Below are 21,564 nucleotides of genomic sequence, written 5' to 3' on the forward strand. Positions count from 1 at the left end.
CTGTCGGCGGAATCGGCTCACCGCGTGAGGGCCTCGCGGGCCGGAGGCGCGGCCGCCCGCGCCGCTCCCGTGGCCGGTTTGCCCACGAGCGCCGACTCGATCGTGAGGGTGCCCGACGCGGTCCGCTCCCCCACCACCTTCACGGGGTTGGCGTAGGGCGCCACCGAGCCGGTGACGGAGAACCGGGCGCGGTCGTCGCCCACCTCCAGACGACCCACGTGGACCACGCGACCACTCGGGCGCACGAGCCACAGGTACGGGCGGGTGCCGCCGGTGGCGTCGCGGTCGTCGCTGAGCACGTAGCAGTCGAGCGAGTACCGCTCGGAGCAGACGCGCTCGCGCACCATCACGCCGAGCATCTGCGGCACCGACAGGTCGACCTCGCCGACGTCCTCCGCGAGGGCCACGGCACCTGCCGCCCCCGAGCACGTGAACGTCAGCAGCTCACGCGAGGCGAACGCCAGGGCCGGGACCTCGGCGCGCACGGCGGCCAGCACGGTCGCCTTCGCCACCTTGGCCCGACCGCCGAAGGCGATCTCCTCGCCGCGACGCCGGCCGAACTCGGTGATCTCGGCCGTGACCGGCACGAGCAGCTCGGGCTGGTGGGCGCGGTAGCCGATCAGCAGCCGCGCCGTCAGCACGGCGCGCCCCGCCGGCGTGGCCTCGGACGGCTGCGACCGCGCGAGGTCGGGAAGGACCGACGCGTCTCCCACGCGGGCGAGCGACTGCGCGGCCCGCCGCACGACGGTGGGATCGGCGTCGGCGAGGGCCCGCGTGAGGGCGGCCGGCGCGTCGGGATCCTGCGTGCGACCCAGGGTGACCGCCGCGAGCGACCTCACCCGCGGCTCGGCGTGCGCGGTCAGCAGCTCGACGGCCACGGGGGTGGCGCGGTCGGAGTCACGCCGCACGAGGGCGACGAGGGACTCCTTCGCGATGTCGCCGCGCGAGCGGTGCGCGAGCTCGACGAGCTCGTCGTCGCCGCGCTGTTCGAAGGGGGTGGTGTCAGGCATGATGCGTCCTTTCGCGTGCGGGTCTCACTGGCCCGCACGGGTCTGGCAGCGGCCGCGCACGGTGCTGCCCTGGCCCGAGGTCAACAGGACCGAGCTGCGGACGCTCACCGCGCACCGCGTCTGGGCCATGAGGTTCTCCCGCGCCGACGTGGCCGTCGGGCAGTCGTCCCCGTGGTTGTGGGAGAGGTCGAGGAAGTGGCCGAGCTCGTGCGCCGCCGTGCGGGAGAAGGCCTCCGCCGCGCGCCCGACCTCACCGCCGATGAGGCCGTCGGACTTCCCGCCCTTGGTGCAGTCACCGGGCACCGGGGAGATCCCCACGAAGTCGTCGCTGATGTTCGCGACGAGGAACATGTCGATCCCGTCGTTCGGGACACCCCAGTCGTCGGACAGGTCGTCGGCCTCGGACTCGCTGCCGAGGTCCTCGTACCCGTTCGCCGTGGGCACGTCGATCCAGAAGTACTGGACCCGGCCGAGTCCGAGCGACGCGTCGGCGTAGATCCGGCGAATGCGGTGCACGGCGTAGTCCACCCGCTCGTCGGCCGCGGCCAGGGTCACCGAGGCGGCGTCGAAGCCGACCTCGACCAGGTTGAGGTGCACGTGCTTGCGCTCGAGGGCGGTGAAGGCCTCGCCGAGCGTGACCTGCACCGGTGACCCCGTGCTGGGGTCCGGGGGCGGCGTGGCGCGCCAGAATCCGAGCACGTCGCGCATCACCGAGAGGTTCCCCGTGCCACCGAGGCCCATCGCGGACATGGCCTGGCGCACCGACCGCACGCTCATGTCGTGACCTCCGACTCCAGCGCCGTCACGCGGGCCGTGAGGTCGGCGATCGCCGCCGTGGCCGCGGTGAGCTGCGTGGTCAGCGACGTCACCTGACCGGCGAGGGTCGTGAGGGTCGCGGCCACGTCCTGACCGGCGACGACCGCGCCGTCGGGCATGGTCACGCGGCCGTTGACGACGACGCCGCCGGTGTAGTCGCGGTCCCAGTTCAGGACCAGCTGGTCGCCGGGACCGTGCACCAGTGCGCGCCGGAAGGGGTTGCGGCGCAGCGAGGTCGAGAGTCGCCCGCGCCGGTCCGGGCCGCCGTCGAGCATGAAGTCGGTGCCGAACTGCTGCATGATCCGGCTGCGGACGATCAGCCAGTCCCGGTTGTTGAAGCCCAGGATCTGCTTGCAGCTGTTGACGCTGACCCCGCCGGGGTAGTCGCTGTCCCAGTTGAGGGTCAGGCCGTCGTCGAAGTCGTGGACCAGCGCCCGCCGGAACGGGGTGTTGGTCCTGCGGCGCGCGGTGGCGTCGAGCATGAGGTCGTTCGCCGTGGCACGCACGACGAGGCCCTCGAGGTGGATGAAGTCGCCGTCGAAGCGGATGTCGGTCATCTCGGTGGTCCTGTCAGGAGGGGTGGGAGTGGTTTCAGCTCGGCATGACCGAGTAGCCGGCGGGTGACGGGACGGGAGCGTCCTCGACCTTCGCGAGCGTGTTGATGCTGACGTGGGGCCACTTGATCCGGCCCGGGCCGCCGTCGAAGCGGTCGAAGAAGTCCAGCTGGACGACCTGTACGTATTGCAGGCGCAGGCCGATGGTGCCGTCCTCGCGCCGGACCTCCTGGATCCAGAAGGTCGACTTCATCTCCGAGGCGTTCGCCTGCCGCACGATGAAGGGGATGTTCGAGATGCCGCCGGTGGCGACGGTGCTGTCGAACTCGAGCTTCGTCGTGCGCACGATGTCGACGCCCTCGTTCGCGGCCTTCAGCAGCGCCGTCGAGTCGAGCGGGTCGAACAGTCCACGGAAGAGGTTGTCGTGGAAGTGCTTGTAGGGCGCCAGGTAGGGGTTCTTCTCGATGTCCTGGTTGACGCCGAGCGGCAGGGCGTTGATGGGCGGGATCGACGGCGGTCCGTCGGAGATCGACGCCGTGCCCAGGCCCAGCACGGAGTCACCGTGCGGGACGGTGGCGAGCCGCGCGATGTCGACGACGTCCTCGTTCAGCGGGTCGGACATGTTGAGGAACAGGCCGGGCTCGTGGTGGATCGCCCCACCGGGGTCGCCCTGCAGGCCCGAAGCGGGGAAGTCCTCGCCGACGAGCTGGTTGATGCCCTGCTCGTAGTCCAGGGCGACCAGCAGCTGGTCGGCGTGCGGGGTGACGCCGCCGTTGGCCGGCGCGATCCCGCGGTTGGGGACGGCCTTGTCGACGAGGCTGAAGGTCAGCTTCTCGTTGTACTGGTGGAGCAGCAGCCGGTACGCGGGCCGGAAGGTCGCGCCCTGGGGCGGACCGAAGGGCAGCGCGATCATGTTCCAGCCGCGGCCGGCGAGGTCGGGCTCGTTCGTCCAGACGCCGGGCAGCAGCTTGAAGGGACCGAGGTCCTCGTCGCCGGTGACCGCCGGGGCGACCTCGCGTACTTGGCCCCGCAGGGCGTCGAGCTGTTCGGAAGCGGTTCTCATGGGGGGACACCTCTGGGGTATCGAAGGTTCCGCCTCCGACGCCCCGAGCGCGTCCCTGCGGACTGATGTCGATGACGAGATCAGTCGCGCGACCGGTGATACCTACTCGCGGCGCTGCACCGGGAAGAGGATGGCCTCCCGGATGCCGATGCCCTGCAGCAGCATGACGAGCCGGTCGACGCCGAGACCGATGCCGCCGGCGGGCGGCATGCCGAACTCGAGCGCCCGCAGGAAGTCCTCGTCGACGTCCATCGCCTCGGGGTCGCCGGCCGCCGCGAGGCGGGCCTGCTCCTCGAGCCGCTCGCGCTGGATGACGGGATCGTTGAGCTCGGAGTACGCGGGCGCCAGCTCGACACCGTTGATGATGAGGTCCCACGCCTCGACCAGGCCGGGGGTGGTGCGGTGCTTCTTCGCCAGCGGGCGCACGGCCTCGGGGTAGTCGCACACGAACGTGGGCTGGATGAGGGTGTGCTCGACGAGCTTCTCGAAGAGCTCGAGCACGACCTCGCCCGCGCCCCAGCCGTCCTGCAGCGAGACGCCGTGGTCGCGAGCGACCTCGCGCACCTGCTCCTCGGGGGTGTGCACGTCGATGGCCGCACCGGTGGCCTCGGCGACGAGCTCGTGGATGGTGGCGCGGCGCCACGGCGCCTCGAGGTCGATCGTGGTGCCGTCGCGACCCGTGACGACCGTCTTGCCGACGGCGCGCGCGGCGTCGACGACCAAGTCCTGCACGAGCTCGGCCATCGTGTCGTAGGAGCCGTAGGCCTCGTACGCCTCGAGCATCATGAACTCGGGGTTGTGGGTGTTGTCGACGCCCTCGTTGCGGAACGTCTTGCCGATCTCGTAGACCTTGTCGATGCCGCCGACGAGGGAGCGCTTGAGGTGCAGCTCCAGCGCGATGCGCAGCAGCTGCGGCTCGTCGAAGGCGTTGAGGTGCGTGTGGAACGGGCGTGCCGCCGCGCCGCCGTTGGTGTGCTGCAGGACGGGAGTCTCGACCTCGATGTACCCGTGGCGGTCCAGCGTGGAGCGCAGCGACTTCAGCACGGCGGCCTTGACGCGCACGTTCTGGCGGGCCTCCTCGCGGACCACGAGGTCGAGGTAGCGCATCCGGGTGCGGGCCTCGTCGGAGAGCGGCTTGTGCTCGACCGGCATCGGCCGCAGCGTCTTGGCCGCGATCCGCCAGGCCGTGGCCATGACCGACAGCTCGCCGCGGCGGCTCGTGATGACCTCGCCGGTGACGCCGAGGTGGTCGCCCAGGTCGACGAGCGCCTTGAAGTCGGCCAGCGACTCCTCCCCCACCTCGGCGAGGGAGAGCATCGCCTGGACCTCACTGCCGTCGCCCTCGCGCAGGCGGACGAAGCACAGCTTGCCGGTGTTGCGCAGGAAGATGACGCGGCCGGTGATCGAGACGGTCAGGCCGGTGTGGGCGTCGGGACCCAGCTGCTCGGGGTCGTGCGACTCGACGATCTCGCGGATCGTGTGGGTGCGGTCGACGAGCAGTGGGTACGGATCGACGCCGGCGTCCAGCATCCGCTGGCGCTTCTCCCGGCGCACCCGCATCTGCTCGGGCAGGTCGTCCTCGGGAAGCTCAGGCGTCTCGGTCACGAGGCACGAGTCTAGTCCGCGCCGCTGCGCGCACCGACGCTCCCCGCCCCAGCCCCGACTTTTGTGACGGCGTTCGCCGTCCTGGTCCGATCTCGCCCGAACCGTGTCACAAAAGTCGGGCGGCGGCGGCTCGGGAGCAGCCCCCGGTCACTCGGCCGGGCGGTCCTCCTCGGCGAGGCGTGGCTCGACGCGACGCTCGGGGCGGACACCGGCCTTGTCGGCGAAGAAGGCCCGGATGACGTCCATGTCGGCGCGGACATCGCCCGTGAGGCGGAACGTCGGGCCGAGGCCGGCGGTCATGGTGGTGCGGTCGCAGTAGCCGAGCGTGACGGGCAGGTCGGCCTCGCGCGCCAGCCGGTAGAAGCCCGACTTCCAGCGCTTGACGTTGCCGCGGGTCCCCTCGGGGGTGATGACGAGTTGAAAGTTGTCGCCCGACCGCGCGTGCTCGATGAGCTCGTCGATGAGGCCCGCCGGGTTCTTGCGGTCGACCTCGATGCCGCCGAGCGCGCGCATGAACGGACCGGCGGGGCCGCGGAAGAGCTCCTTCTTGCCCAGGAAGTGGGGTCGGAAGCCACACTTCCACGCGATGGCCAGCATGAGGACGAAGTCCCAGTTCGACGTGTGCGGTCCCGCCAGCAGGATCGTGGGACCCTTCGGTGCCGGCTCCGACCGGAAGCTCCACCGGCTGACGGTCCAGAACACGTCGGCGACCAGGCGCAAGATCCTCATCCCCGGAGGCTAGCGCGCCCCGGGGCGGTCGGCCGGACGGGTCGACCGCCCCGCGGCAGGCGTCGGACGTTCGGCGGATCCACAGCCTGCGTTCATCTCACGGTCAGGTGCGCGGGGCACCGTGGAGGCATGACGACAGCTCCGCGGATCACCGCACACCGGGGCCAGAGCGCGACGCACCCCGAGAACACCATTCCTGCGCTCCGCGAAGCGGTGCGCCTGGGGGCCGACGCCCTCGAGTTCGACGTCCAGCCCACCGCGGACGGCTCGATCGTGCTGATGCACGACCGCTCGCCCCTGCGCACGACGAACATCCGTCACGTCCAGACCTCGAAGGTCGGCCTGTCGGTGCAGCGCTTCACCCTGGCCGAGCTGGCGCAGCTCGATGCCGGCAGCTGGAAGTCGCCGGCCTTCGCCGGCACGCCGGTGCCCACCCTGCGCGACGTCGTGCACGCGCTGCGCGGCACCGAGGTGCGGCTGGTCGTCGAGATGAAGTCGGCGCCCGTAGACCCCCGCTCCTACGTCCGTGCCGTCCTCGACGAGCTCGGCGGACACAGCCGCGTCACGCTGATGAGCTTCGACCGCGACGTCGCCGAGGCCGCCCTGCCCGTGCACCACGCCGTGGGCCTGGTGAGCCGCGGCCGGCCGAACGCCGCCGACATCGATCGCTTCGACGAGTTCCACGTGAGCGCGCGCCGTGTCGACCGCGCCCTGGTCGACCGCGTGCACGCCGGTGGCGGCACCCTCACCGCCTGGACGGTGGACGACCCGCGCCAGGTGGAGCGGCTCGCCGCCCTCGGCGTGGACGGCATCACCACCAACGACGTCTCGGCGGCACGACCCGCGCTGGTCTGACTCAGCGGTTCTTGGCGGCGACGAGCCGCAGGCCTTGGAGGGTGAGCTTCGCGTCGCGGGCGGTGATCGTCTCGCACTCGGTGAGCACGACGGCTGCGTGGCTGCCGGTGGCGATGACCGAGACGTCGTCGGGATCCTCGCCGAGGGACTCGATCATCCGCTCGACGATCGCGTCGATGAGGCCGGCGAAGCCGAACACCACACCCGACTGCAACGCCTCGACCGTGTTCTTGCCGATCACGTCGCGGGGCGTCGTGATCTCGACGCTGCGAAGCTGGGCGCTGTTGCGCACGATCGCGTCGAGCGAGACCTCGACGCCCGGCGCGATCGCGCCACCGAGGTAGCGGCCCTCGGCGTCGATCGCGTCGACCACGGTGGCCGTGCCGGTGAGGTCCACGACGATCGCGGGCCCGCCGTAGAGCTCCTTCGCCGCGAGCGCGTTGACGATGCGGTCGGTGCCGACCTCACGGGGATTGTCGGTGTGGATGGGCACGCCGGTCTTCACGCCCGGCCCGACGACCCACGCGGGGATGTTCTCGTAGTAGCGCAGGTACGTGCGCCGCAGCGCGACCAGCAGCGCCGGCACGGTGCAGCACATGGCGATCTCGTCGACCTCCGGCAGGCCCGAGCGGCGCAGGAAGCCCTCCACCACCAGGAACCACTCGTCGGAGGTGCGGCGCTCGTCGGAGGCGACGACGAAGTCGGCGACCAGCTCGTCGCCGTCGAACAGCCCGATGCTGGTCTCGGCGTTGCCCGCGTCGATCGCCAGCAGCGTCATACCGGCGCCCTCGTCGAAGAGCAAAGGTACGAGGTCGCCGGAATGACCGATCCCACGGTCAATCGCTGGCGCTCGCTCATACCGAAACCAGGTCGCCCCGCTTGAGGCCGGAGTCGGCCGGGACCTCGGCGGCGTCGTGGCCGAGCGTGACGATCGAGTTGTCGGCGTCGACGAACACGACGCTGGGCTCGAGCCGGCGCGCCTCGGCGTCGTCGACCTGCGCGTAGGCGATGAGAATCACGATGTCACCGGGGTGCACGAGGTGCGCGGCGGCGCCGTTGATCCCGATGACGCCCGAGCCGCGAGGGCCGGCGATCGTGTAGGTCTCGAGGCGGGCACCGTTGGTGACGTCGACGATGTGCACGAGCTCGCCGGGCAGGATGTCGGACGCGTCGAGCAGGTCCTCGTCGACGGTGACCGAGCCGACGTAGTGCAGGTCGGCCTGGGTCACTGTGGCGCGGTGGATCTTGGACTTCATCATGGTGCGCAGCATCGGGTCACTTCCCTCGGTTCTTCGCGTCGGTCCCGAGAGGGACCGCGCAGTTGTCGAGCAGGCGCGGTCGGCCCACCCGGGCGGCCACCAGCAGACGAGACTCCCGGCCGGACTCCGCCGGTCCGAGGTCGGGGCTGGTGAGCACGAGATAGTCCGGGTCGATGCCGGCGTCGGCCAGCACCTTCCCGGCAGCGTGGAGGACGGACTCGGGGCCGTCGGGACCGGCGTCGACACCGGCACGGAGCGCGGACGAGATGGCGGCGGCGCGCTCACGCTCGGACGCGGTCAGGTAGCGGTTGCGCGAGCTCATCGCCAGGCCGTCGGCCTCGCGCACGGTGGGGCAGCCGACGACGTCGACGCCCAGGCACAGCTCCTGCGCCATCAGCCGGATCAGCGTGAGCTGCTGGTAGTCCTTCTCGCCGAACACGGCCACGTCGGGGCGCACGAGGCCGAACAGCTTCGCGACGACGGTGAGCACGCCGCGGAAGTGGGTGGGCCGCTCGGCCCCCTCGAGGATCGACGCGAGCGGGCCGGGGTCGACCATGATCGTGCCGTCGAGCCCGTGCGGGTACATCTCGTCGACGGTGGGCGCGAAGACCACGTCCACGCCGGCGGCGTCGCAGCGCTCGAGGTCGGCGTCGAAGGTGCGCGGGTAGGCGTCGAGGTCCTCCCCCGGCGCGAACTGCGTGGGGTTGACGAAGATCGAGACGACGAGGGTCTCGGCGAGCGGCCGCGCGTGCTCCATCAGGCTCTGGTGACCCTCGTGCAGCGCGCCCATCGTGGGCACGAGGGCGACGGTGCCGGACGTGGCGGCGCGCAGCTCGGCCGCGGTGCGGACGACGAGTGGCATCAGCGGACCTTCTCGCGGATCACGGCGGTGCGGACGGCGTCGGCCGTGTCGGTGTCGATGCGGCCGGTGGACTCGGCGCGATCGGCGGTGGCGGTGGCCAGCGCGGCGTAGGTGCGCCGCACGGACGGGTCGTGCAGGTGCGCGACGTGGGCGCGGACCGTGTCGACGTCGCCACGGGCGACGGGGCCGGTGAGCGCGGCGTCGCCGTAGGCGAGCGTGTTGTCGAGCGCAGCGGCAAGCAGCGGTCGGAGCACGGCGGCCGGGTCGTCGGCGCCGATCTCGCGCAACAGGTCCATCGCCTGGGTGACGATCGTGGTCAGGTGGTTGGCGCCGTGGGCCAGCGACGCGTGGTAGGTGGCGCGGTCGGCCTCCTCGACCCACATGACCGAGCCGCCGAGGTCGGCGACGAGGGTCTCGGCGACGTCGCGGTCGGCGGGCTCGGCGGTGACGCCGAAGACGCAGCCGCGGTCGATGTCGACCTCGGTGCCGGTGAAGGTCATCGCGGGGTGCATCGCGATCGCGCGGGCGCCGGCGTGGACGAACGGCGCGAGGACGGCCAGCCCGTGGCGGCCGCTGGTGTGCGCGAAGAGCCGGCCAGGGCCGGCGAGGGGCGCGAGCTCGGCGACGACGTCGGCCAGCGCGTCGTCGGGCACCGCGAGGATGACGATCTCGGCTCGGCGGACGACCTCGGCGCGGTCGAGCACGGGGATGTCGGCGAGCAGCGTCTGGACGCGCAGGTGCGAGGCGTCCGAGCGTCCGCTGACGCCGACGATGTGGTGGCCGGCTCGCTGGAGCCGGGCGGCGAGGACAGCACCGACACGGCCGGCGCCGACCACACCCACGCGAGGGTGCGACATGTGTGTTGCCTTTCGTTCCAGTCCCGGAGCGGGTACCAGACAAAGTGACGTCGTCAGTCTACGTCGCCGCACCGGCGGACGGGAGATGAGGTGACGAGGGTCACACGCACGCGAGCGCGGTCCGCTCTGCCACACTGACGCCATGGCTCGGATCCTGATCCGCGCGGGCAAGGACCCGTTCACGGCAGTCGTACCCGAGACGACGCTGACGCAGGACGTCTTCAACTCCAACAGCGGGAACTTCCTGTTCCAGCACTCGGTGTGGAAGGCGCTCGACGTGGCCCCGCATGAGCTGGTCGCGAACTCCACGCTGAGCGAGCGTCGCGTCGCCTCCGCCGAGGACGCCGCCCGCATCAACGAGGAGTTCGACCACTTCGTCGTGCCGATGGCGAACTCGTTCCGCGCCGACTTCGCGGAGAAGCTCGACCACCTGGCCGCGCTCATCGAGCAGCTGACGATCCCCACCACCGTGATCGGCATCGGCGCGCAAGCCCCGGCCGACCGCTCGTTCGACGCCCTCGCGGGCGTCCGCGACGTGAGCCGTCGCTTCGTGTCGGCGGTGCTGGAGCGCTCCCCCTCGATCGGTGTGCGTGGTGAGTTCACTCGCGACTTCCTCGTCGACCTCGGTTTCCCCGGCGACGCGATCGATGTCATCGGCTGCCCGTCGCTGTTCCTGCAGGGCCCCGACCTGAGGGTGCGCGAGCCCGGCGCCCTGGGCGTCGACGCGAGCCTCGGGCTGAACCTGACGCCCGAGGTGCCGGGGATCGGCGCGTTCGCCACCGAGCAGGCCGCGCGGCACCCGAACCTCACCTACGTCGGCCAGGACCAGCACGACCTGCGGCTGCTGCTGTGGGGTGTCCCGCACCCCCACGTCACGGATCCGCTCGTTCCCACCCATCTGCGACACCCGCTGTACCAGCAGGACCGCATGCGGCTCTTCGTCGACACCTGGACCTGGTACGACTTCCTCGCCCAGCAGGACTTCGTCTACGGCACGCGCTTCCACGGGAACGTCGCGGCGCTGCTGGCCGGCACGCCCGCGCTCATGCTGGCGCACGACTCGCGCACGCTCGAGCTGGCCGAGTACCACCAGATGCCGCACCGGCTCCAGCCCCACTTCGACGAGCCGATCCGCGTGGAGGACCTGGCCGAGGCCACCGACCTCGCGCCCTTCCACGCCGCCATGCCCGAGCGGTTCGGCCGCTACACGGCGTTCCTCGAGCGCAACGGCCTGGAGCACCGCTGGCAGGACGGCCGCGACGGCGCGCAGTTCGACGAGCGACTGGCGCAGGCCTCGCTCCCGCCGGCGGTGCACACCCTGGCGGCTCCCGACCTGTCCGAGGTGGCCTCGCGGCTCGAGTGGCTGCGGCACGCGATGGTCATCGACCTCACCCGGCACCCGCAGCGCTACGAGTACCCGTTCAACACGCCCACCTACCAGGGCGCCGGCTCGCGCCACGCCCGCCTGGCCGAGCAGCGCGACGCGAAGCTCAGGAGCCAGCAGCAGCGCATCAACGAGCTGACGACGCGGATCGACCGCATCGAGCGCGTCACGCCCGGTGGGCTCGTCGTCCGGCTCGTGCGCAAGATGCGCGCGATGCTGCGCCGGGGCTGAGCCATCCCCGTACCGGCTGGCACACTGGTCCCTGCGCCACCGGCGCGGGCCTCTAGCTCAATTGGCAGAGCAGCGGACTTTTAATCCGCGGGTTGTGGGTTCGAGTCCCACGGGGCCCACCACCGCACCCCTCCCCGCCCGCACGACATGACGAACCACGCCACCGAGTGGCGCGACGGTCAAGCGGTCGGGTCCTCGCGCAGGCGCACGATCGCCTTGCCCGTGTTGGCGCCGGTGAGCAGGCCCGCGAACGCCTCGGGCATGGCGTCCAGGCCGTTCCACGTGGTCTCGCGGTAGGCGAGGTCGCCGTCGCGCAGCCACTGGCCCACCTTCTGCTCGAACTCCGGGCGCAGGCTCTCGTGGTCGCTCACGATGAAGCCGCGCAGCGTGAGGCGCTTGCCCACGGCCTTGAACATGTTGCGCGGACCGCTGGCGTTCGGGTCGTTGTATCCCGAGATCGAGCCGCACAGCGCCATCCGGCCCCGCTCGTTGATGTGCTCGAGCGCCGCCTCCAGGTGGTCGCCGCCCACGTTGTCGAAGTAGACGTCGAAGCCGTCGGGGAACGCGGCGCCGACCTGGCCCATCACGTCGCCCTCGCGGTAGTTGATGCCGGCGTCGAACTTCAGCTCGTCCACCAGCAGCGCGACCTTCTCGGCCGAGCCGGCGCTGCCGACCACGCGATCGGCTCCGGCGAGACGGGCGAACTGGCCGACGAGGCTGCCCACGGCGCCGGCCGCGGCCGACACGAACACCGAGTCGCCGGGCTGGAACGCCGCGACGTCGAACAGGCCGGCGTAGGCGGTCATGCCGGGCATCCCCAGCACGCCGAGGAAGTAGGAGGACGGGAGGCCGTTGAGCTCGACCTTCGTCGCGTACTGGTCGGCCAGCACGGCGTGCTCACGCCAGCCCAGGCCGTGGCGCACGATGCTGCCGACGGGCAGCGCGTCGGAGCGCGACTCGACGACGACGCCGATGGCCCCGCCGTCGAGGGGGTGGTCGAGCTTGAACGGCGGGACGTAGGACTTCACGTCATTCATGCGGGGGCGCATGTACGGGTCGACGGTGAGCACGATGTTCTCCACCAGCACGTCGCCGTCGCGCAGGTCGCGCAGCTCGCGCTCGACGAACCGGTAGGTCTCGGCTCCCGGCAGACCGGTGGGGCGCTGGGCCAGATGGATCTCGCGGGTCGTGGTGGTCATGCTCGTCCTCCCGTTCGGGTCGCCGCTGCGCGGCGGTGGTCCGGGCTCGCGTCGACGCGGTCCACCCGGCTCCGGCCATCGTAGGGACCCACCCCGACGCGTGCCCTCAGCCGGGCGGGCGACCGCCGCCCATCCCTCCTCCCGACGGTGGGCCTCCACGCCCGCCGCCCGTGAGCGAGCGGGTGCTCGCCTCGTCACTGCTCGGGAGCGCGGCCTCGAGATCCGCGACCACGACCTGCTCGCCCTTGTCGACACCCTCGGTGACGGCGGCGGAGGTGGCCCCCATCGTCCCCAGCGTGACCTGCCGCCGCTCGACCTCGCCGTCGGCCAGCACCAGGACGCTGCCCTGGGTCGCCGTCCGGCGGGTCACCGCCGAGGCAGGCACGGTGACGACGTCCGACGCCGTCCCCGTGACGATCGCGACGACTGCCGCCGAGCCCTCGGGCGCCGCGAGGTCGTCGTCGAGCGTGACCGTGACGCTGTACGTGGTCGTGGACGCCTGCTCGTCCGACGCCTCCGGCACCAGGCCGACGGCCGAGACCGTGCCGCGCGCGGCGGTGGCCGATCCTGGCGTGACGGTGGCGGCCTGCCCGACCTCGATCGCGGCGAGGTCGTCGACGGGAACGCTGACGGTCGCCGTGGTGTCGCCCTCGCCGATCAGTACGAGAGCGGCGTCAGACGTGGAGACCTCGTCACCGGCAGCGATGCCGACGGACATGACCGTGCCGTCGAACGGGGCGGTCAGGGTCGCCGCCGCGAGGTCGGTCTTGGCGGAGGTCAGCGCGGCCTCGGCCGTGTCGACATCGGCCTGCGCCGAGGCGAGGTCCGCGGCGGTCGCGGTGGTGCCCGACGAGCTCCCCGACCCGGAGCCGGAGCCTGAGCTCCCCGCGTCGGGCTGGGCGCCCTGACCCGGCGTCTGGCCGGTGGTGCCGCCGGAGTCCCGGTCCTGGCCCGCGGCCTTCCCGGAGTCCTGCTCCTTCGTCTCGTCCTTCGTGTCAGCGCTGCCTCCGGAGGCATCGGCCGAGCCGGCGTCCTTCTCCAGTTGCTTCACGGCGTCACCCAAGGTCGAGCCGAGGGCCTCCAGCGCGGACTGCAGCGCATCCTGTTGCTCCGCGACGACGTCCTGCGCCTCCTGCACGGCGGTGAGCGCGTCCTGGCACTCCTGCGAGATCGCCGTCGCGGTCGCGGGGTCCTCCTCCTCGCAGGCGGCCTGCTGCGCCGCGAGTGCCGCCTTCGCCGCGGTGATGGCATCGGTGGCGGCGCTCTGGGCCGACTTCACCGTCTCCTGCTCAGCGGCCAGCTCGGCGAGCGCGTCCTTCAGCCTGTCGCTGGTCGAGGCGAAGGTCATGGGCGACGAGGACGACTCCGTGTAGAGCGCCGGGGTCACCGTGCCGGCGTCCGTGGCCGACGACTCCGTCGCGCTCCCGCCCCCGCCGGATGCCCGGGTGACCGTGTCGATCTGGCCGTCCTCGACGTCGTCCAGGTAGGCCTCGGCGTCGGCCAGGTCGGCCCGCGCCTCGATGACGGCCGCATTCAGGTCGCTCGCGTCGAGCGTGGCGAGCACGTCGCCCGCCTCGACCTCGTCGCCGACCTCCACCGCCACCTTCCTCACCGTGCCGTCGGTCGCGAACACGAGATCGGACCGCTGCGACGCGGCGATCGTGCCGTCGTACGACACGATCTGCTCGACGTCGCCGCGCGTGGCCGCGACGGTCCGGTAGCGGTCCTCCCCTGCGGTCGAGGAGGCAGCGAACAGCCCCACGCCCACGACCGTGGCGGCCGCGACCGCGGCGACGCCCAGGCGCCTGCTGACGTGGATCACGCCGCCTCGCCCTCGTCCTGCTGCGTCGAGTCGTCAGCAGGCGCGTCACCGCGCCGGCCGGAGCCGCGCGTCACGCACTCGCCGTCGGCGGCCGCGCTGATCTGGATCGAGGTCGCTTTCACGGCTCCGGTGGAGTCGGTCTCGCCCCGGGTCTGGAGGCACACGCCGACCTTCACGTCATCGGCGTCGGCCTTCGCCGTGGTCGTGTAGGTCGTGTCGTCGCCGACGGTGATCTTCACGTCGCTGGTCTCGTCGGACCCGGGCGTGCTCGACGCGACCGTGAACCCGCTACCGGAGACCGCGGTGACCTCACCGGCCGTCATGCCGCCGCCAGGTGCGCCACCGGGGCGCTCACCCTGCGGTGCCGACGGCGGCTCTTGCCCCTCGGGGGCACCGCTGGGCCGGTCGGTCGGTCGCTCGCCGCCCCCGGGGCCGCCGCCCCCGAAGCCGTCGGCACACTCGCCGTCGGCCTGCTGGGTGACCCGGACCGACGTCGCGGTCACCGCGTCGCCCGATCCCCCGCCCGTCACGACGACGCACGAGCCCTTCGTGACGTCCTCGAGGGACCCGCTCACCTGACGCGTGAACGTCGTCGAGTCCGTCCAGGTGACGGCGGTCTGGCTGGAGGAGCCCTGGACCTGGGCGGTCGAGCCGTCGACGGCGGCGACCTTCCCCGATCCGGGCTGACCTCCGGCGCGGGCACCGCCGCCCGCCTGCTGGGACTGCTGCTGCTCGGACGAGGCCGCCTGCGTGTCGGAGTCCTCGTCACCACAGGCGGCGAGCGAGAACGCGAGGGTCAAGGCTGTGGCGGTCAGGGCGAAGGTGCGCTTCATGGTTGCTCCAGTCATGGTGGGGTTCATTCGCTTCGGAGGGCTTCGATGGGGGTGAGCCGGGCGGCGCGGCTGGCGGGGTAGACCCCGAAGCCGAGGCCGAGGGCCAGGGAGGTCGCGAGCGCCAGCGCCGTGGCGACCGCGGAGACGGACACGGGCTGGTCGATCAGCGGAGGCAGGGCCCACGCGCCGACCAGGCCCAGGGCGACGCCGGCGAGGCCGCCCGCGAGGCCGAGGATGGAAGCCTCGACGAGGAACTGGCGACCGATCACCGACGGCGTCGCGCCGAGGGCCTTGCGCAGGCCGATCTCGCGGATCCGCTCGGTCACCGAGACGAGCATGATGTTCATGACGCCGATGCCGCCGACGAGCAGCGAGATGGCCGCGACGCCGCCGAGCAGGACTGTCAGGGTCCGATTCGTCGAGTTCGCCGTCTCCAGCAGTGCCGCCTGGCTCGTGATCGTGAAGTCGGCCTCGTCGTCGCCGGTGATGCCGTGCAGGTTCGTCATCAGCGCCTCGATCTCCTGGTAGGCCGCCGAGAGCCGGTCCGCGGACGCGGCCTCCACGTAGACCGAGGAGAGCGTCGTGCCGGTAGATCCGGTCGCGGCGGCGGCGGCCGCCAGGGGCACCACCGCGGTGTCGTCCTGGCTCGTCTCGGAGGAGGAGCCGCCCGAAGACTCCAGCACCCCGATCACGGTGAACGCCGACCCGTTGACCGTCACCTTCTGGCCGACGGGCGACCCGACGGCGAAGAGCTCGGTGGCCGTGTCGGGCCCGATGACCATGACTTTGGCGCCGGACTCCGCCTCGGCCGCGGTGAAGAAGCGGCCGGACGCGATCTCGCGGTTGCGCACCGACGCCCACGACGGCGTCGTGCCCACCAGCGAGGTCGTCCAGTTGGTCGTGCCGTTGACGAGAGACACCGACGAGGAGGTGGCGGGCGCCACGGCCCGGACGTCGGGCACGACCGTCTCGTCGGCGATCGCGACCGCGTCGGAGAGCGTCAGCGTCGTCGCCGACCCGAAGCCGCCCCGCTGCCCCTCGCTGGTGGAGCTGCCGGGCGCGACCACCAGCAGGTTGCTGCCGAGCGAGTCGATCTGCTCGGCGACCTCGTCCTGCGCCCCCTGGCCCAGGCCGACGGTCAGGATCACCGACGAGACGCCGATGATGATGCCGAGCATCGTCAGCGCCGATCGCAGGGCGTGGGCGCGGACGGCCTCGAGGCCGGTGCGGAACGTCTCGGCCCAGTTCATGCGAGGCTCCGGACCGAGGACTCGACCACGCGGCCGTCCCGCACGACGACCTGACGGTCGGCGCGCTCGGCCACGTCGTGCTCGTGCGTGATGAGGACGATCGTGCGGCCCATTCCCGACAGCTCGTCGAGGAGCGCCAGGACGTCCGCCGTGGACCTCGAGTCGAGGTTGCCCGTGGGCTCGTCAGCCAGCACCATCGCCGGGTCGGTCACCAGCGCCCGCGCCACGGCGACGCGTTGCTGCTGGCCGCCGGAGAGCTCGCCCGGGCGGTGGTCGGCGCGGTCGCCCAGCCCGACGCGGGCCAGCGCGGCGACCGAGCGCTCGCGGCGCTCGTCGCGGCCGACCCCGGCATAGACGAGCGGAAGCTCCACGTTGCGCCACGCGGGCAGGCTCGGCAGCAGGTTGAACTGCTGGAACACGAAGCCGATGAGGCGGTTGCGGACGTCCGCCAGGCGGACCTCGTCCAGCGTAGAGACGTCCTCGCCGGCGAGCCGGTAGGACCCGTGGGTGGGCACGTCGAGGCAGCCGAGGATGTTCATGAGCGTCGACTTGCCCGAGCCGGATGGCCCGACGATCGCGACGTACTCCCCCTCCTCGATGTCGAGCGTCACGCCGTCCAACGCGGCCACCTCGAGAGCGCCAGTGGCGTACACCTTGCGCACGTCGCGCAAGGAGAGCAGCGCGCTCACTGGTCGCCTCCGGGCATGGCCGGGGCAGCGCCGCCGGGCATCCCGCCACCGGGGAAGCCCCCGGTGCCGCCGCCGGGCATCCCGCCCTGGCCTGCGCTGCCGCCGCCGGGCCGGCGGGTCGTCTGCTCGTACCGGACGGTGTCGCCCTCACTGAGCCCGGAGACGATCTCGGTGGTCATGCCGAAGGTGTCGCCGATCTCGACCTCGGTCCTGGTCGCCGTGCCGTCGGCCACCTTCGTGACGTACGTCGTGTCGCCCTCGGTGGTGACCGCGGCGGTCGGGACGGTCAGGACGTCGTCGCGGGACTCCACGATGATCGAGACGTCGGCCGAGGTTCCCGCGTAGAGGTCCTCCTGCTCGCCCGTCAGCGCGACGGTGACGGGGAACGTCGCCGTGCCGTCGGTGCCGGTCTGGGCGACCCGGCCCACGCTCTGCACCGTGCCGAAGACCGGGGCGGTCGCGCCCGTCGGGGTGATCTCGGCCTGCATGCCCTTCGCGATGCGCTCGACGTCGCTGGCCGAGACGTCGGCGGTCAGGACGAAGCGCCGCGGCGTGATCACGGTGATGCCCGAGGTGTCGGCGGAGGTCGTGGCCGCGCCTGTCGCGCCCGAGGCGGAACCGCCACCGGACGAGCCCACCCGGTCGCCCTTCTCGTAGCCGACCGAGGCGACCAGGCCCGAGAAGGGAGCCGTCAGCGTCGCCGCGTCCAGTGCGTCCTGCGCCTCGGCGACGTCGGCCGTCGCGCTGTCCACCCGCGCCGCGTTCGCGGCCTGCTGGGCCAAGGTCTCGCTGCCGTCGTTCGCGGCAGTCGTCTCAGCCGCCGTCAACTGGGCCCGGGCCGAGGCCAGGGCCGCCTCCAGCGCCGACGTGTCGATCGACGCGAGCATCTCGCCCCGGCGGACCGTGTCGCCCTCGGCGACCGCGACCTTCGTGACGCTCCCGGCCGACCCGAACGTCAGCGTGGAGGAGCGGCGCGCGGCGAGAGTGCCTGACCCGGTCACGGTGTCCTGCACGGTCGAGACGGTCGCTTCGGTGGTCGCGGTCGTGCCGGTCGCCCCGTCGGCGTCCGAGCGCCCGACGTACCAAGCCGCCGCCGCGACCACCACGACGACGGTCACCGCCATGAGCCGCCGGCGGCGGGTTCCCAGCACTCTCGCGATCGTTCCCATGCAGTCCTCCGTGTCGGTGTCGAGCACCACCGTGGACGGCCGAGATGTGACGTCGCTTCCACCCGCCTGTGACGAGCCTGTGGGGCTCGGGTGTGGCGCGTCTCACCGGCCGGAAAAGCCCGTCTCACCCCTCGATCCGGACAGCCCCGCGTGGGACACTGGCCAGACCATGTCGGGGGATCACAGCACCGGGTCCGGATCGGCCACCGCTCGCGCCCGCGGTGTTGCCGATCTGCTGCGCCATGCCCAGGAGGTGGCCCTCGAGCTGGAGGCCTCCGCGGCCGCCGAGGCCGAGCGCATCACCACCGAGGCCAGGCGCCTGCAGGCCGAGGCCCACCTGCTCTACGACGACGCCCGCCACGTGCGCGACGCCGCCCAGGCCCAGCTGGTCAACGTCACCGAGCAGCTCGACCGCGCGTCCGAGGACGCGGCCACGATCGTCGCCGACGCGAGCGAGCAGGCCACGATGCTGGTCCGCGACGCCGAGGAGCGCCGCGAGGCCGCCGAGCGCGACGCCGAGTCGGCGCTCGCGGAGGCGCGCGAGCGCACCGACGCGATGCTCACCGAGGCCGCGGTCGAGGCCGGCCGTCTCCTCTCCGACGCTCGCGAGAAGGCCGACGAGATCACCCGCCGGGCCGAGGAGCGCGCCGCCACCGTGGTGGGCACCGCCGAGGCCGACGCCGAGCGCCGCACCACCGAGGCCGAGGAGTACGTCGAGCGCATCGTCAACGAGGCCGAGCAGCACACCCTCGAGATCTCGCAGGCCGCCACGCGCAACGCCGAGATGGTCGTGGAGTCCGCGATCGACGAGGCCGACCGCGCCCGCTCGGAGTCCGAACGGCTGCTGAGCCACGCACGCGAGCAGGCCGAGAGCAGCATCGAGCACGCCCGGGCCGAGTCCGAGCGCACCATCGCGGCCGCCCGGGCCGAGCTCGACGACACCCGCACCACGATCGACCTCCTGGTCGGCAACGGCCGGCTCGAGGCCGAGCGGATGCGCCAGCAGGGCCACCGCGACGCCGCCAAGGTCCTGCGCCGCACGCACCTCGTGGCCGGTGGGCTCGCCGGCCGGATCCGCCAGCGGCTCTCCGCCCAGCTGGCCGAGGCCGAGGCTGCCGCAGCCGACCTGGCCGGGGCCGCCGACGACGTCCTCTCCGACGCCCAGGAGCGCGCCGAGCGGATCCTGATCGAGGCCGGCCTGGAGGCCACGCGACTGCGCTCGCAGGCCCAGGCCATGGCCGACGCCACGCAGGAACGCGCCTCCCGCCGCCTGGGGGAGGCCGAGTCGAGTGCCCGCCTGCTGCGCAGCCGGGTCAGCGACGAGGTCCTCACCACCCAGCGCGACGCGCTGCGCGAGAGCAAGGCCCGCCGCGACGAGGCCACTGCCCTGCTCGCCGAGGCGCGCGAGCGCCTGGCGCAGGCCAAGGAGGAGGCCGGCGTCCTCGTGGAGCGGGCCCGCAACGAGGCCGACGCCCTGCTGGTCGCGCGCGACCGCGCGGCCGACGAGCTGGCGCGCCTCTCCGACGTCATCACGGTTCTCTCGGGCCCTGACACCCATCACCCCGGCAACGAGGAGCACCCATCCGCATGACCGAATCCACCGCCGACTTCCGCATCGTGCTGCGCGGTTTCGACCCCGCCCAGGTCCAGGCCCGCGTCAACGAGCTGGAGGGCGAGATCGAGCACCTCCGCGAACGTCCCGACAGCGCTCCGGCGCCGGAGGAGCGCCCGCAGGAGCCCGCGTCGTTCGAGCACCTCGGCGAGCGGATGGTCCAGGTCCTGGCCCTCGCCCGCGAGGAGGCCGCCGAGCTGCGCGGGTCTGCCGAGGCGGAGGTGCAGGCCGCGCGCGCGGCCGCCCACGAGGAGATCGCCCGCCTCCGCGAGGAGGCGCAGGTCCATGCCGAGGCCACCCGGGCCGACGCCGAGGCCGAGGCGACCCGCACCGTGGAGGACGCCAGGAGCACCGCCGCCGACCTGCTCGACACCGCCGAGCGCGAGGTCGCCACCCGGCGCCACGAGGCCGAGACCCTCGTCGAACGCCAGCGCGCGAAGGCCGCCGCGGCGAACGCCGACTTCGAGGTGGCCATGGCGGCCCGGCGTGACGCCGCGGAGCAGCAGTTCAACGACGCCGAGGCCGAGCACCGGTCCCGGCTCGACGAGATCGAGCGCCGGGTCAGCGAGCAGCGCGCCGCCGCCGAGGCCGAGCGGGCCGACGCCGAGCGCGAGGCCCGACGCCTGATCGAGGACGCCCAGGCCCGCGCGAACGGCCTCGTCCACGACGCGAAGTCCACGGCCGACCGCATCCGGGCCGAGTCGGAACGAGAAGTTGCCGCCGCGATGCAACGACGCGACAGCATCAACGACCAGCTGGCCAACCTGCGCCAGATGCTGAGCACCCTCACCGGGGGCCCGGCGACCTCCAGGGACGACGCCACGACGTGAGGCGGGACACCCGTCCCGCGTCCCGACGGCCTGCGGCGTGCTTGTCCCCTCTGAGATGATGGTGACACCATGAGCAGCCCCACTTCCTCCTTCCGGACCGTCATGCGCGGGTACGATCCCGCCGAGGTCGACGCCCACATCGCCACGCTCAAGGAGCACGCGAAAGCCCTGCGCCAGCAGATCGCCGAGGTCGAGGAGCGGCTGGCCTCGGTCACCGAGCCCAACTTCTCCCACCTGGGCGCGCGCGTGGGCCAGATCCTGAGCCTCGCCGAGGAGGAGTCGGCCACGCTGCGCAAGGCCACGGCCAAGGAGATCGAGAAGCAGCGCACCGACGCCGCCGACGCCGTGCGCCGGCTCCGCAAGGAGGCCGACGCCTACGACGTCGCCACGCGCCGCGAGGCCGACGAGTACGCCGGCGCCACCCGCCGTGAGGCCGACGACTACGCCGAGGCCACCCGCGCCGAGGCGCAGGCCGAGGCCGACCAGGTGCGCAAGCAGGCCCTCGACGAGGCCGCGAAGGTCACGCAGGCCGCGCAGGCCGAGCTCGACCGGATCACGGCCGAGCACCAGCGCGCCGTCGCCGACTTCGAGAAGGACCTCGCTGCTCGCCGGGCCGACGCCGAGGCCAAGCGGGTCGAGGCCGAGCGCACCGAGCGCGAGCGCACCGACGAGGCCCACCGCCAGGCGATCTCCATCGTCGAGAAGGCCAAGGCCGAGGCTGAGCGCGTCCGCCTCGAGTCCGAGCGCGAGGTCGCCGAGATCGAGCGCCGCCGCGAGAGCATCAACGCTCAGCTCACCAACGTGCGTCGTGCGCTGGCCGGTCTGACCGGCGAGGAGGCGCAGGGCGAGCAGGGCGCGCTCTTCGAGGCCTCGAACGACCGCGCCTGATCCACCGCACGAAATCGTGGCCCGCCCCTCGGGGCGGGCCATTTTCG

At 72.5% G+C, this 21,564-nt stretch carries 21 protein-coding genes and 1 tRNA gene; 6 read left to right on the forward strand and 16 right to left on the reverse strand.

All coding sequences use genetic code 11. The features are described from left to right. Positions 1-17 precede the first annotated feature (17 nt). The 6 genes from H1W00_RS01485 to H1W00_RS01510 form a co-directional block, all read right to left on the reverse strand. Positions 18-1,010, reverse strand: a complete 993-nt coding sequence (locus H1W00_RS01485) for a HEAT repeat domain-containing protein (protein WP_181753002.1) — start codon at positions 1,008-1,010, stop codon at positions 18-20. A 24-nt stretch (positions 1,011-1,034) separates the two neighbouring features. Continuing rightward, positions 1,035-1,787 carry a zinc metalloprotease gene (locus H1W00_RS01490; RefSeq protein WP_181753004.1) on the reverse strand — a complete coding sequence of 251 codons (753 nt, stop codon included), beginning with the start codon at positions 1,785-1,787 and terminating at the stop codon, positions 1,035-1,037. Next, positions 1,784-2,383 carry a hypothetical protein gene (locus H1W00_RS01495; protein ID WP_181753005.1) on the reverse strand — a complete coding sequence of 200 codons (600 nt, stop codon included), beginning with the start codon at positions 2,381-2,383 and terminating at the stop codon, positions 1,784-1,786. The genes H1W00_RS01490 and H1W00_RS01495 overlap by 4 nt, the downstream gene beginning before the upstream one ends. Positions 2,384-2,417: 34 nt before the next feature. Next, on the reverse strand, positions 2,418-3,443 hold the full coding sequence (locus H1W00_RS01500) for a heme-binding protein (RefSeq protein ID WP_181753007.1): 1,026 nt from the start codon (positions 3,441-3,443) through the stop codon (positions 2,418-2,420). A gap of 102 nt (positions 3,444-3,545) precedes the next feature. Further along, entirely contained in the window at positions 3,546-5,003 is a 1,458-nt protein-coding gene (gene lysS / locus H1W00_RS01505; protein ID WP_181756123.1) for a lysine--tRNA ligase, read from the reverse strand. Positions 5,004-5,195: 192 nt separating this feature from the next. Next, positions 5,196-5,777, reverse strand: a complete 582-nt coding sequence (locus H1W00_RS01510; RefSeq protein ID WP_181753009.1) for a 1-acyl-sn-glycerol-3-phosphate acyltransferase — start codon at positions 5,775-5,777, stop codon at positions 5,196-5,198. Between the two features lie 129 nt (positions 5,778-5,906). On the opposite strand from H1W00_RS01510, the gene H1W00_RS01515 reads away from it, so the two are divergent. Next, positions 5,907-6,632, forward strand: coding sequence for a glycerophosphodiester phosphodiesterase (locus tag H1W00_RS01515; RefSeq protein WP_181753015.1), 726 nt, complete (start codon positions 5,907-5,909; stop codon positions 6,630-6,632). A 1-nt stretch (position 6,633) separates the two neighbouring features. On the opposite strand, the gene H1W00_RS01520 is transcribed toward H1W00_RS01515, so the two are convergent. The 4 genes from H1W00_RS01520 to H1W00_RS01535 all read right to left on the reverse strand — a co-directional run bounded on the left by H1W00_RS01520 (position 6,634) and on the right by H1W00_RS01535 (position 9,610). After that, the gene (locus tag H1W00_RS01520; protein WP_181753017.1) at positions 6,634-7,410 is read right to left on the reverse strand and encodes a type III pantothenate kinase; all 777 of its coding nucleotides are present in this window, start codon (positions 7,408-7,410) and stop codon (positions 6,634-6,636) included. Between the two features lie 76 nt (positions 7,411-7,486). Further along, a complete protein-coding gene (gene panD / locus H1W00_RS01525) occupies positions 7,487-7,903 on the reverse strand; it encodes an aspartate 1-decarboxylase (RefSeq protein ID WP_181753019.1) in 417 nt (138 codons plus the stop codon). A 4-nt stretch (positions 7,904-7,907) separates the two neighbouring features. Further along, on the reverse strand, positions 7,908-8,753 hold the full coding sequence (panC, locus tag H1W00_RS01530) for a pantoate--beta-alanine ligase (RefSeq protein ID WP_181753021.1): 846 nt from the start codon (positions 8,751-8,753) through the stop codon (positions 7,908-7,910). After that, positions 8,753-9,610, reverse strand: coding sequence for a Rossmann-like and DUF2520 domain-containing protein (locus H1W00_RS01535; RefSeq protein ID WP_181753023.1), 858 nt, complete (start codon positions 9,608-9,610; stop codon positions 8,753-8,755). The genes panC and H1W00_RS01535 overlap by 1 nt, the downstream gene beginning before the upstream one ends. Positions 9,611-9,752: 142 nt before the next feature. On the opposite strand from H1W00_RS01535, the gene H1W00_RS01540 reads away from it, so the two are divergent. Continuing rightward, positions 9,753-11,225 carry a polysaccharide pyruvyl transferase family protein gene (locus H1W00_RS01540; protein ID WP_181753025.1) on the forward strand — a complete coding sequence of 491 codons (1,473 nt, stop codon included), beginning with the start codon at positions 9,753-9,755 and terminating at the stop codon, positions 11,223-11,225. A gap of 46 nt (positions 11,226-11,271) precedes the next feature. Continuing rightward, a tRNA-Lys gene (locus H1W00_RS01545) sits at positions 11,272-11,347 on the forward strand. A 57-nt stretch (positions 11,348-11,404) separates the two neighbouring features. Here H1W00_RS01545 and H1W00_RS01550 read toward each other — a convergent pair. From H1W00_RS01550 to H1W00_RS16715, 6 genes are all read right to left on the reverse strand, one after another. After that, positions 11,405-12,424 carry an NADP-dependent oxidoreductase gene (locus H1W00_RS01550; protein WP_181753027.1) on the reverse strand — a complete coding sequence of 340 codons (1,020 nt, stop codon included), beginning with the start codon at positions 12,422-12,424 and terminating at the stop codon, positions 11,405-11,407. A gap of 106 nt (positions 12,425-12,530) precedes the next feature. Continuing rightward, positions 12,531-14,246 carry a permuted SH3 domain-containing protein gene (locus H1W00_RS01555; RefSeq protein ID WP_181753029.1) on the reverse strand — a complete coding sequence of 572 codons (1,716 nt, stop codon included), beginning with the start codon at positions 14,244-14,246 and terminating at the stop codon, positions 12,531-12,533. Next, positions 14,243-15,094 carry a hypothetical protein gene (locus H1W00_RS01560; RefSeq protein ID WP_181753031.1) on the reverse strand — a complete coding sequence of 284 codons (852 nt, stop codon included), beginning with the start codon at positions 15,092-15,094 and terminating at the stop codon, positions 14,243-14,245. Before H1W00_RS01560 ends, H1W00_RS01555 begins: the two co-directional genes overlap by 4 nt. Positions 15,095-15,102: 8 nt before the next feature. Beyond that, positions 15,103-16,329, reverse strand: coding sequence for an ABC transporter permease (locus tag H1W00_RS01565; RefSeq protein ID WP_181753033.1), 1,227 nt, complete (start codon positions 16,327-16,329; stop codon positions 15,103-15,105). After that, complete coding sequence (locus H1W00_RS01570; RefSeq protein WP_194956297.1) at positions 16,326-17,009, reverse strand: ABC transporter ATP-binding protein; 684 nt, start codon at positions 17,007-17,009, stop codon at positions 16,326-16,328. The genes H1W00_RS01565 and H1W00_RS01570 overlap by 4 nt, the downstream gene beginning before the upstream one ends. 5 nt (positions 17,010-17,014) lie before the next feature. Then, positions 17,015-18,187 (reverse strand): efflux RND transporter periplasmic adaptor subunit, encoded by a 1,173-nt coding sequence (locus H1W00_RS16715; RefSeq protein WP_181753038.1) that lies wholly within the window; start codon positions 18,185-18,187, stop codon positions 17,015-17,017. 169 nt (positions 18,188-18,356) lie between these two features. Between H1W00_RS16715 and H1W00_RS01580 the strand changes: the two genes are divergently transcribed. From H1W00_RS01580 to H1W00_RS01590, 3 genes are all read left to right on the forward strand, one after another. Beyond that, positions 18,357-19,778: a hypothetical protein gene (locus H1W00_RS01580; RefSeq protein ID WP_181753040.1), complete on the forward strand. Its 1,422-nt coding sequence runs from the start codon at positions 18,357-18,359 to the stop codon at positions 19,776-19,778. Continuing rightward, positions 19,775-20,629, forward strand: coding sequence for a coiled-coil domain-containing protein (locus tag H1W00_RS01585; RefSeq protein ID WP_181753042.1), 855 nt, complete (start codon positions 19,775-19,777; stop codon positions 20,627-20,629). Before H1W00_RS01580 ends, H1W00_RS01585 begins: the two co-directional genes overlap by 4 nt. Positions 20,630-20,698: 69 nt before the next feature. Continuing rightward, positions 20,699-21,517: a DivIVA domain-containing protein gene (locus tag H1W00_RS01590; RefSeq protein ID WP_181753044.1), complete on the forward strand. Its 819-nt coding sequence runs from the start codon at positions 20,699-20,701 to the stop codon at positions 21,515-21,517. The last annotated feature ends 47 nt before the right edge of the window (positions 21,518-21,564 follow it).

The sequence above is a fragment of the Aeromicrobium phoceense genome (assembly GCF_013868155.1).
GTDB lineage: Bacteria > Actinomycetota > Actinomycetes > Propionibacteriales > Nocardioidaceae > Aeromicrobium > Aeromicrobium phoceense.

What these genes read in the sequence shown, in the direction of transcription:
- H1W00_RS01485 (WP_181753002.1), bottom strand. Translation starts at nt 1,010, where the DNA reads ATGCCTGACACCACCCCCTTCGAACAGCGCGGCGACGACGAGCTCGTC.
- H1W00_RS01490 (WP_181753004.1), bottom strand. Translation starts at nt 1,787, where the DNA reads ATGAGCGTGCGGTCGGTGCGCCAGGCCATGTCCGCGATGGGCCTCGGT.
- H1W00_RS01495 (WP_181753005.1), bottom strand. Translation starts at nt 2,383, where the DNA reads ATGACCGACATCCGCTTCGACGGCGACTTCATCCACCTCGAGGGCCTC.
- H1W00_RS01500 (WP_181753007.1), bottom strand. Translation starts at nt 3,443, where the DNA reads ATGAGAACCGCTTCCGAACAGCTCGACGCCCTGCGGGGCCAAGTACGC.
- lysS (WP_181756123.1), bottom strand. Translation starts at nt 5,003, where the DNA reads ATGCGGGTGCGCCGGGAGAAGCGCCAGCGGATGCTGGACGCCGGCGTC.
- H1W00_RS01510 (WP_181753009.1), bottom strand. Translation starts at nt 5,777, where the DNA reads ATGAGGATCTTGCGCCTGGTCGCCGACGTGTTCTGGACCGTCAGCCGG.
- H1W00_RS01515 (WP_181753015.1), top strand. Translation starts at nt 5,907, where the DNA reads ATGACGACAGCTCCGCGGATCACCGCACACCGGGGCCAGAGCGCGACG.
- H1W00_RS01520 (WP_181753017.1), bottom strand. Translation starts at nt 7,410, where the DNA reads ATGACGCTGCTGGCGATCGACGCGGGCAACGCCGAGACCAGCATCGGG.
- panD (WP_181753019.1), bottom strand. Translation starts at nt 7,903, where the DNA reads ATGCTGCGCACCATGATGAAGTCCAAGATCCACCGCGCCACAGTGACC.
- panC (WP_181753021.1), bottom strand. Translation starts at nt 8,753, where the DNA reads ATGCCACTCGTCGTCCGCACCGCGGCCGAGCTGCGCGCCGCCACGTCC.
- H1W00_RS01535 (WP_181753023.1), bottom strand. Translation starts at nt 9,610, where the DNA reads ATGTCGCACCCTCGCGTGGGTGTGGTCGGCGCCGGCCGTGTCGGTGCT.
- H1W00_RS01540 (WP_181753025.1), top strand. Translation starts at nt 9,753, where the DNA reads ATGGCTCGGATCCTGATCCGCGCGGGCAAGGACCCGTTCACGGCAGTC.
- H1W00_RS01550 (WP_181753027.1), bottom strand. Translation starts at nt 12,424, where the DNA reads ATGACCACCACGACCCGCGAGATCCATCTGGCCCAGCGCCCCACCGGT.
- H1W00_RS01560 (WP_181753031.1), bottom strand. Translation starts at nt 15,094, where the DNA reads ATGACTGGAGCAACCATGAAGCGCACCTTCGCCCTGACCGCCACAGCC.
- H1W00_RS01565 (WP_181753033.1), bottom strand. Translation starts at nt 16,329, where the DNA reads ATGAACTGGGCCGAGACGTTCCGCACCGGCCTCGAGGCCGTCCGCGCC.
- H1W00_RS16715 (WP_181753038.1), bottom strand. Translation starts at nt 18,187, where the DNA reads ATGGGAACGATCGCGAGAGTGCTGGGAACCCGCCGCCGGCGGCTCATG.
- H1W00_RS01580 (WP_181753040.1), top strand. Translation starts at nt 18,357, where the DNA reads ATGTCGGGGGATCACAGCACCGGGTCCGGATCGGCCACCGCTCGCGCC.
- H1W00_RS01585 (WP_181753042.1), top strand. Translation starts at nt 19,775, where the DNA reads ATGACCGAATCCACCGCCGACTTCCGCATCGTGCTGCGCGGTTTCGAC.
- H1W00_RS01590 (WP_181753044.1), top strand. Translation starts at nt 20,699, where the DNA reads ATGAGCAGCCCCACTTCCTCCTTCCGGACCGTCATGCGCGGGTACGAT.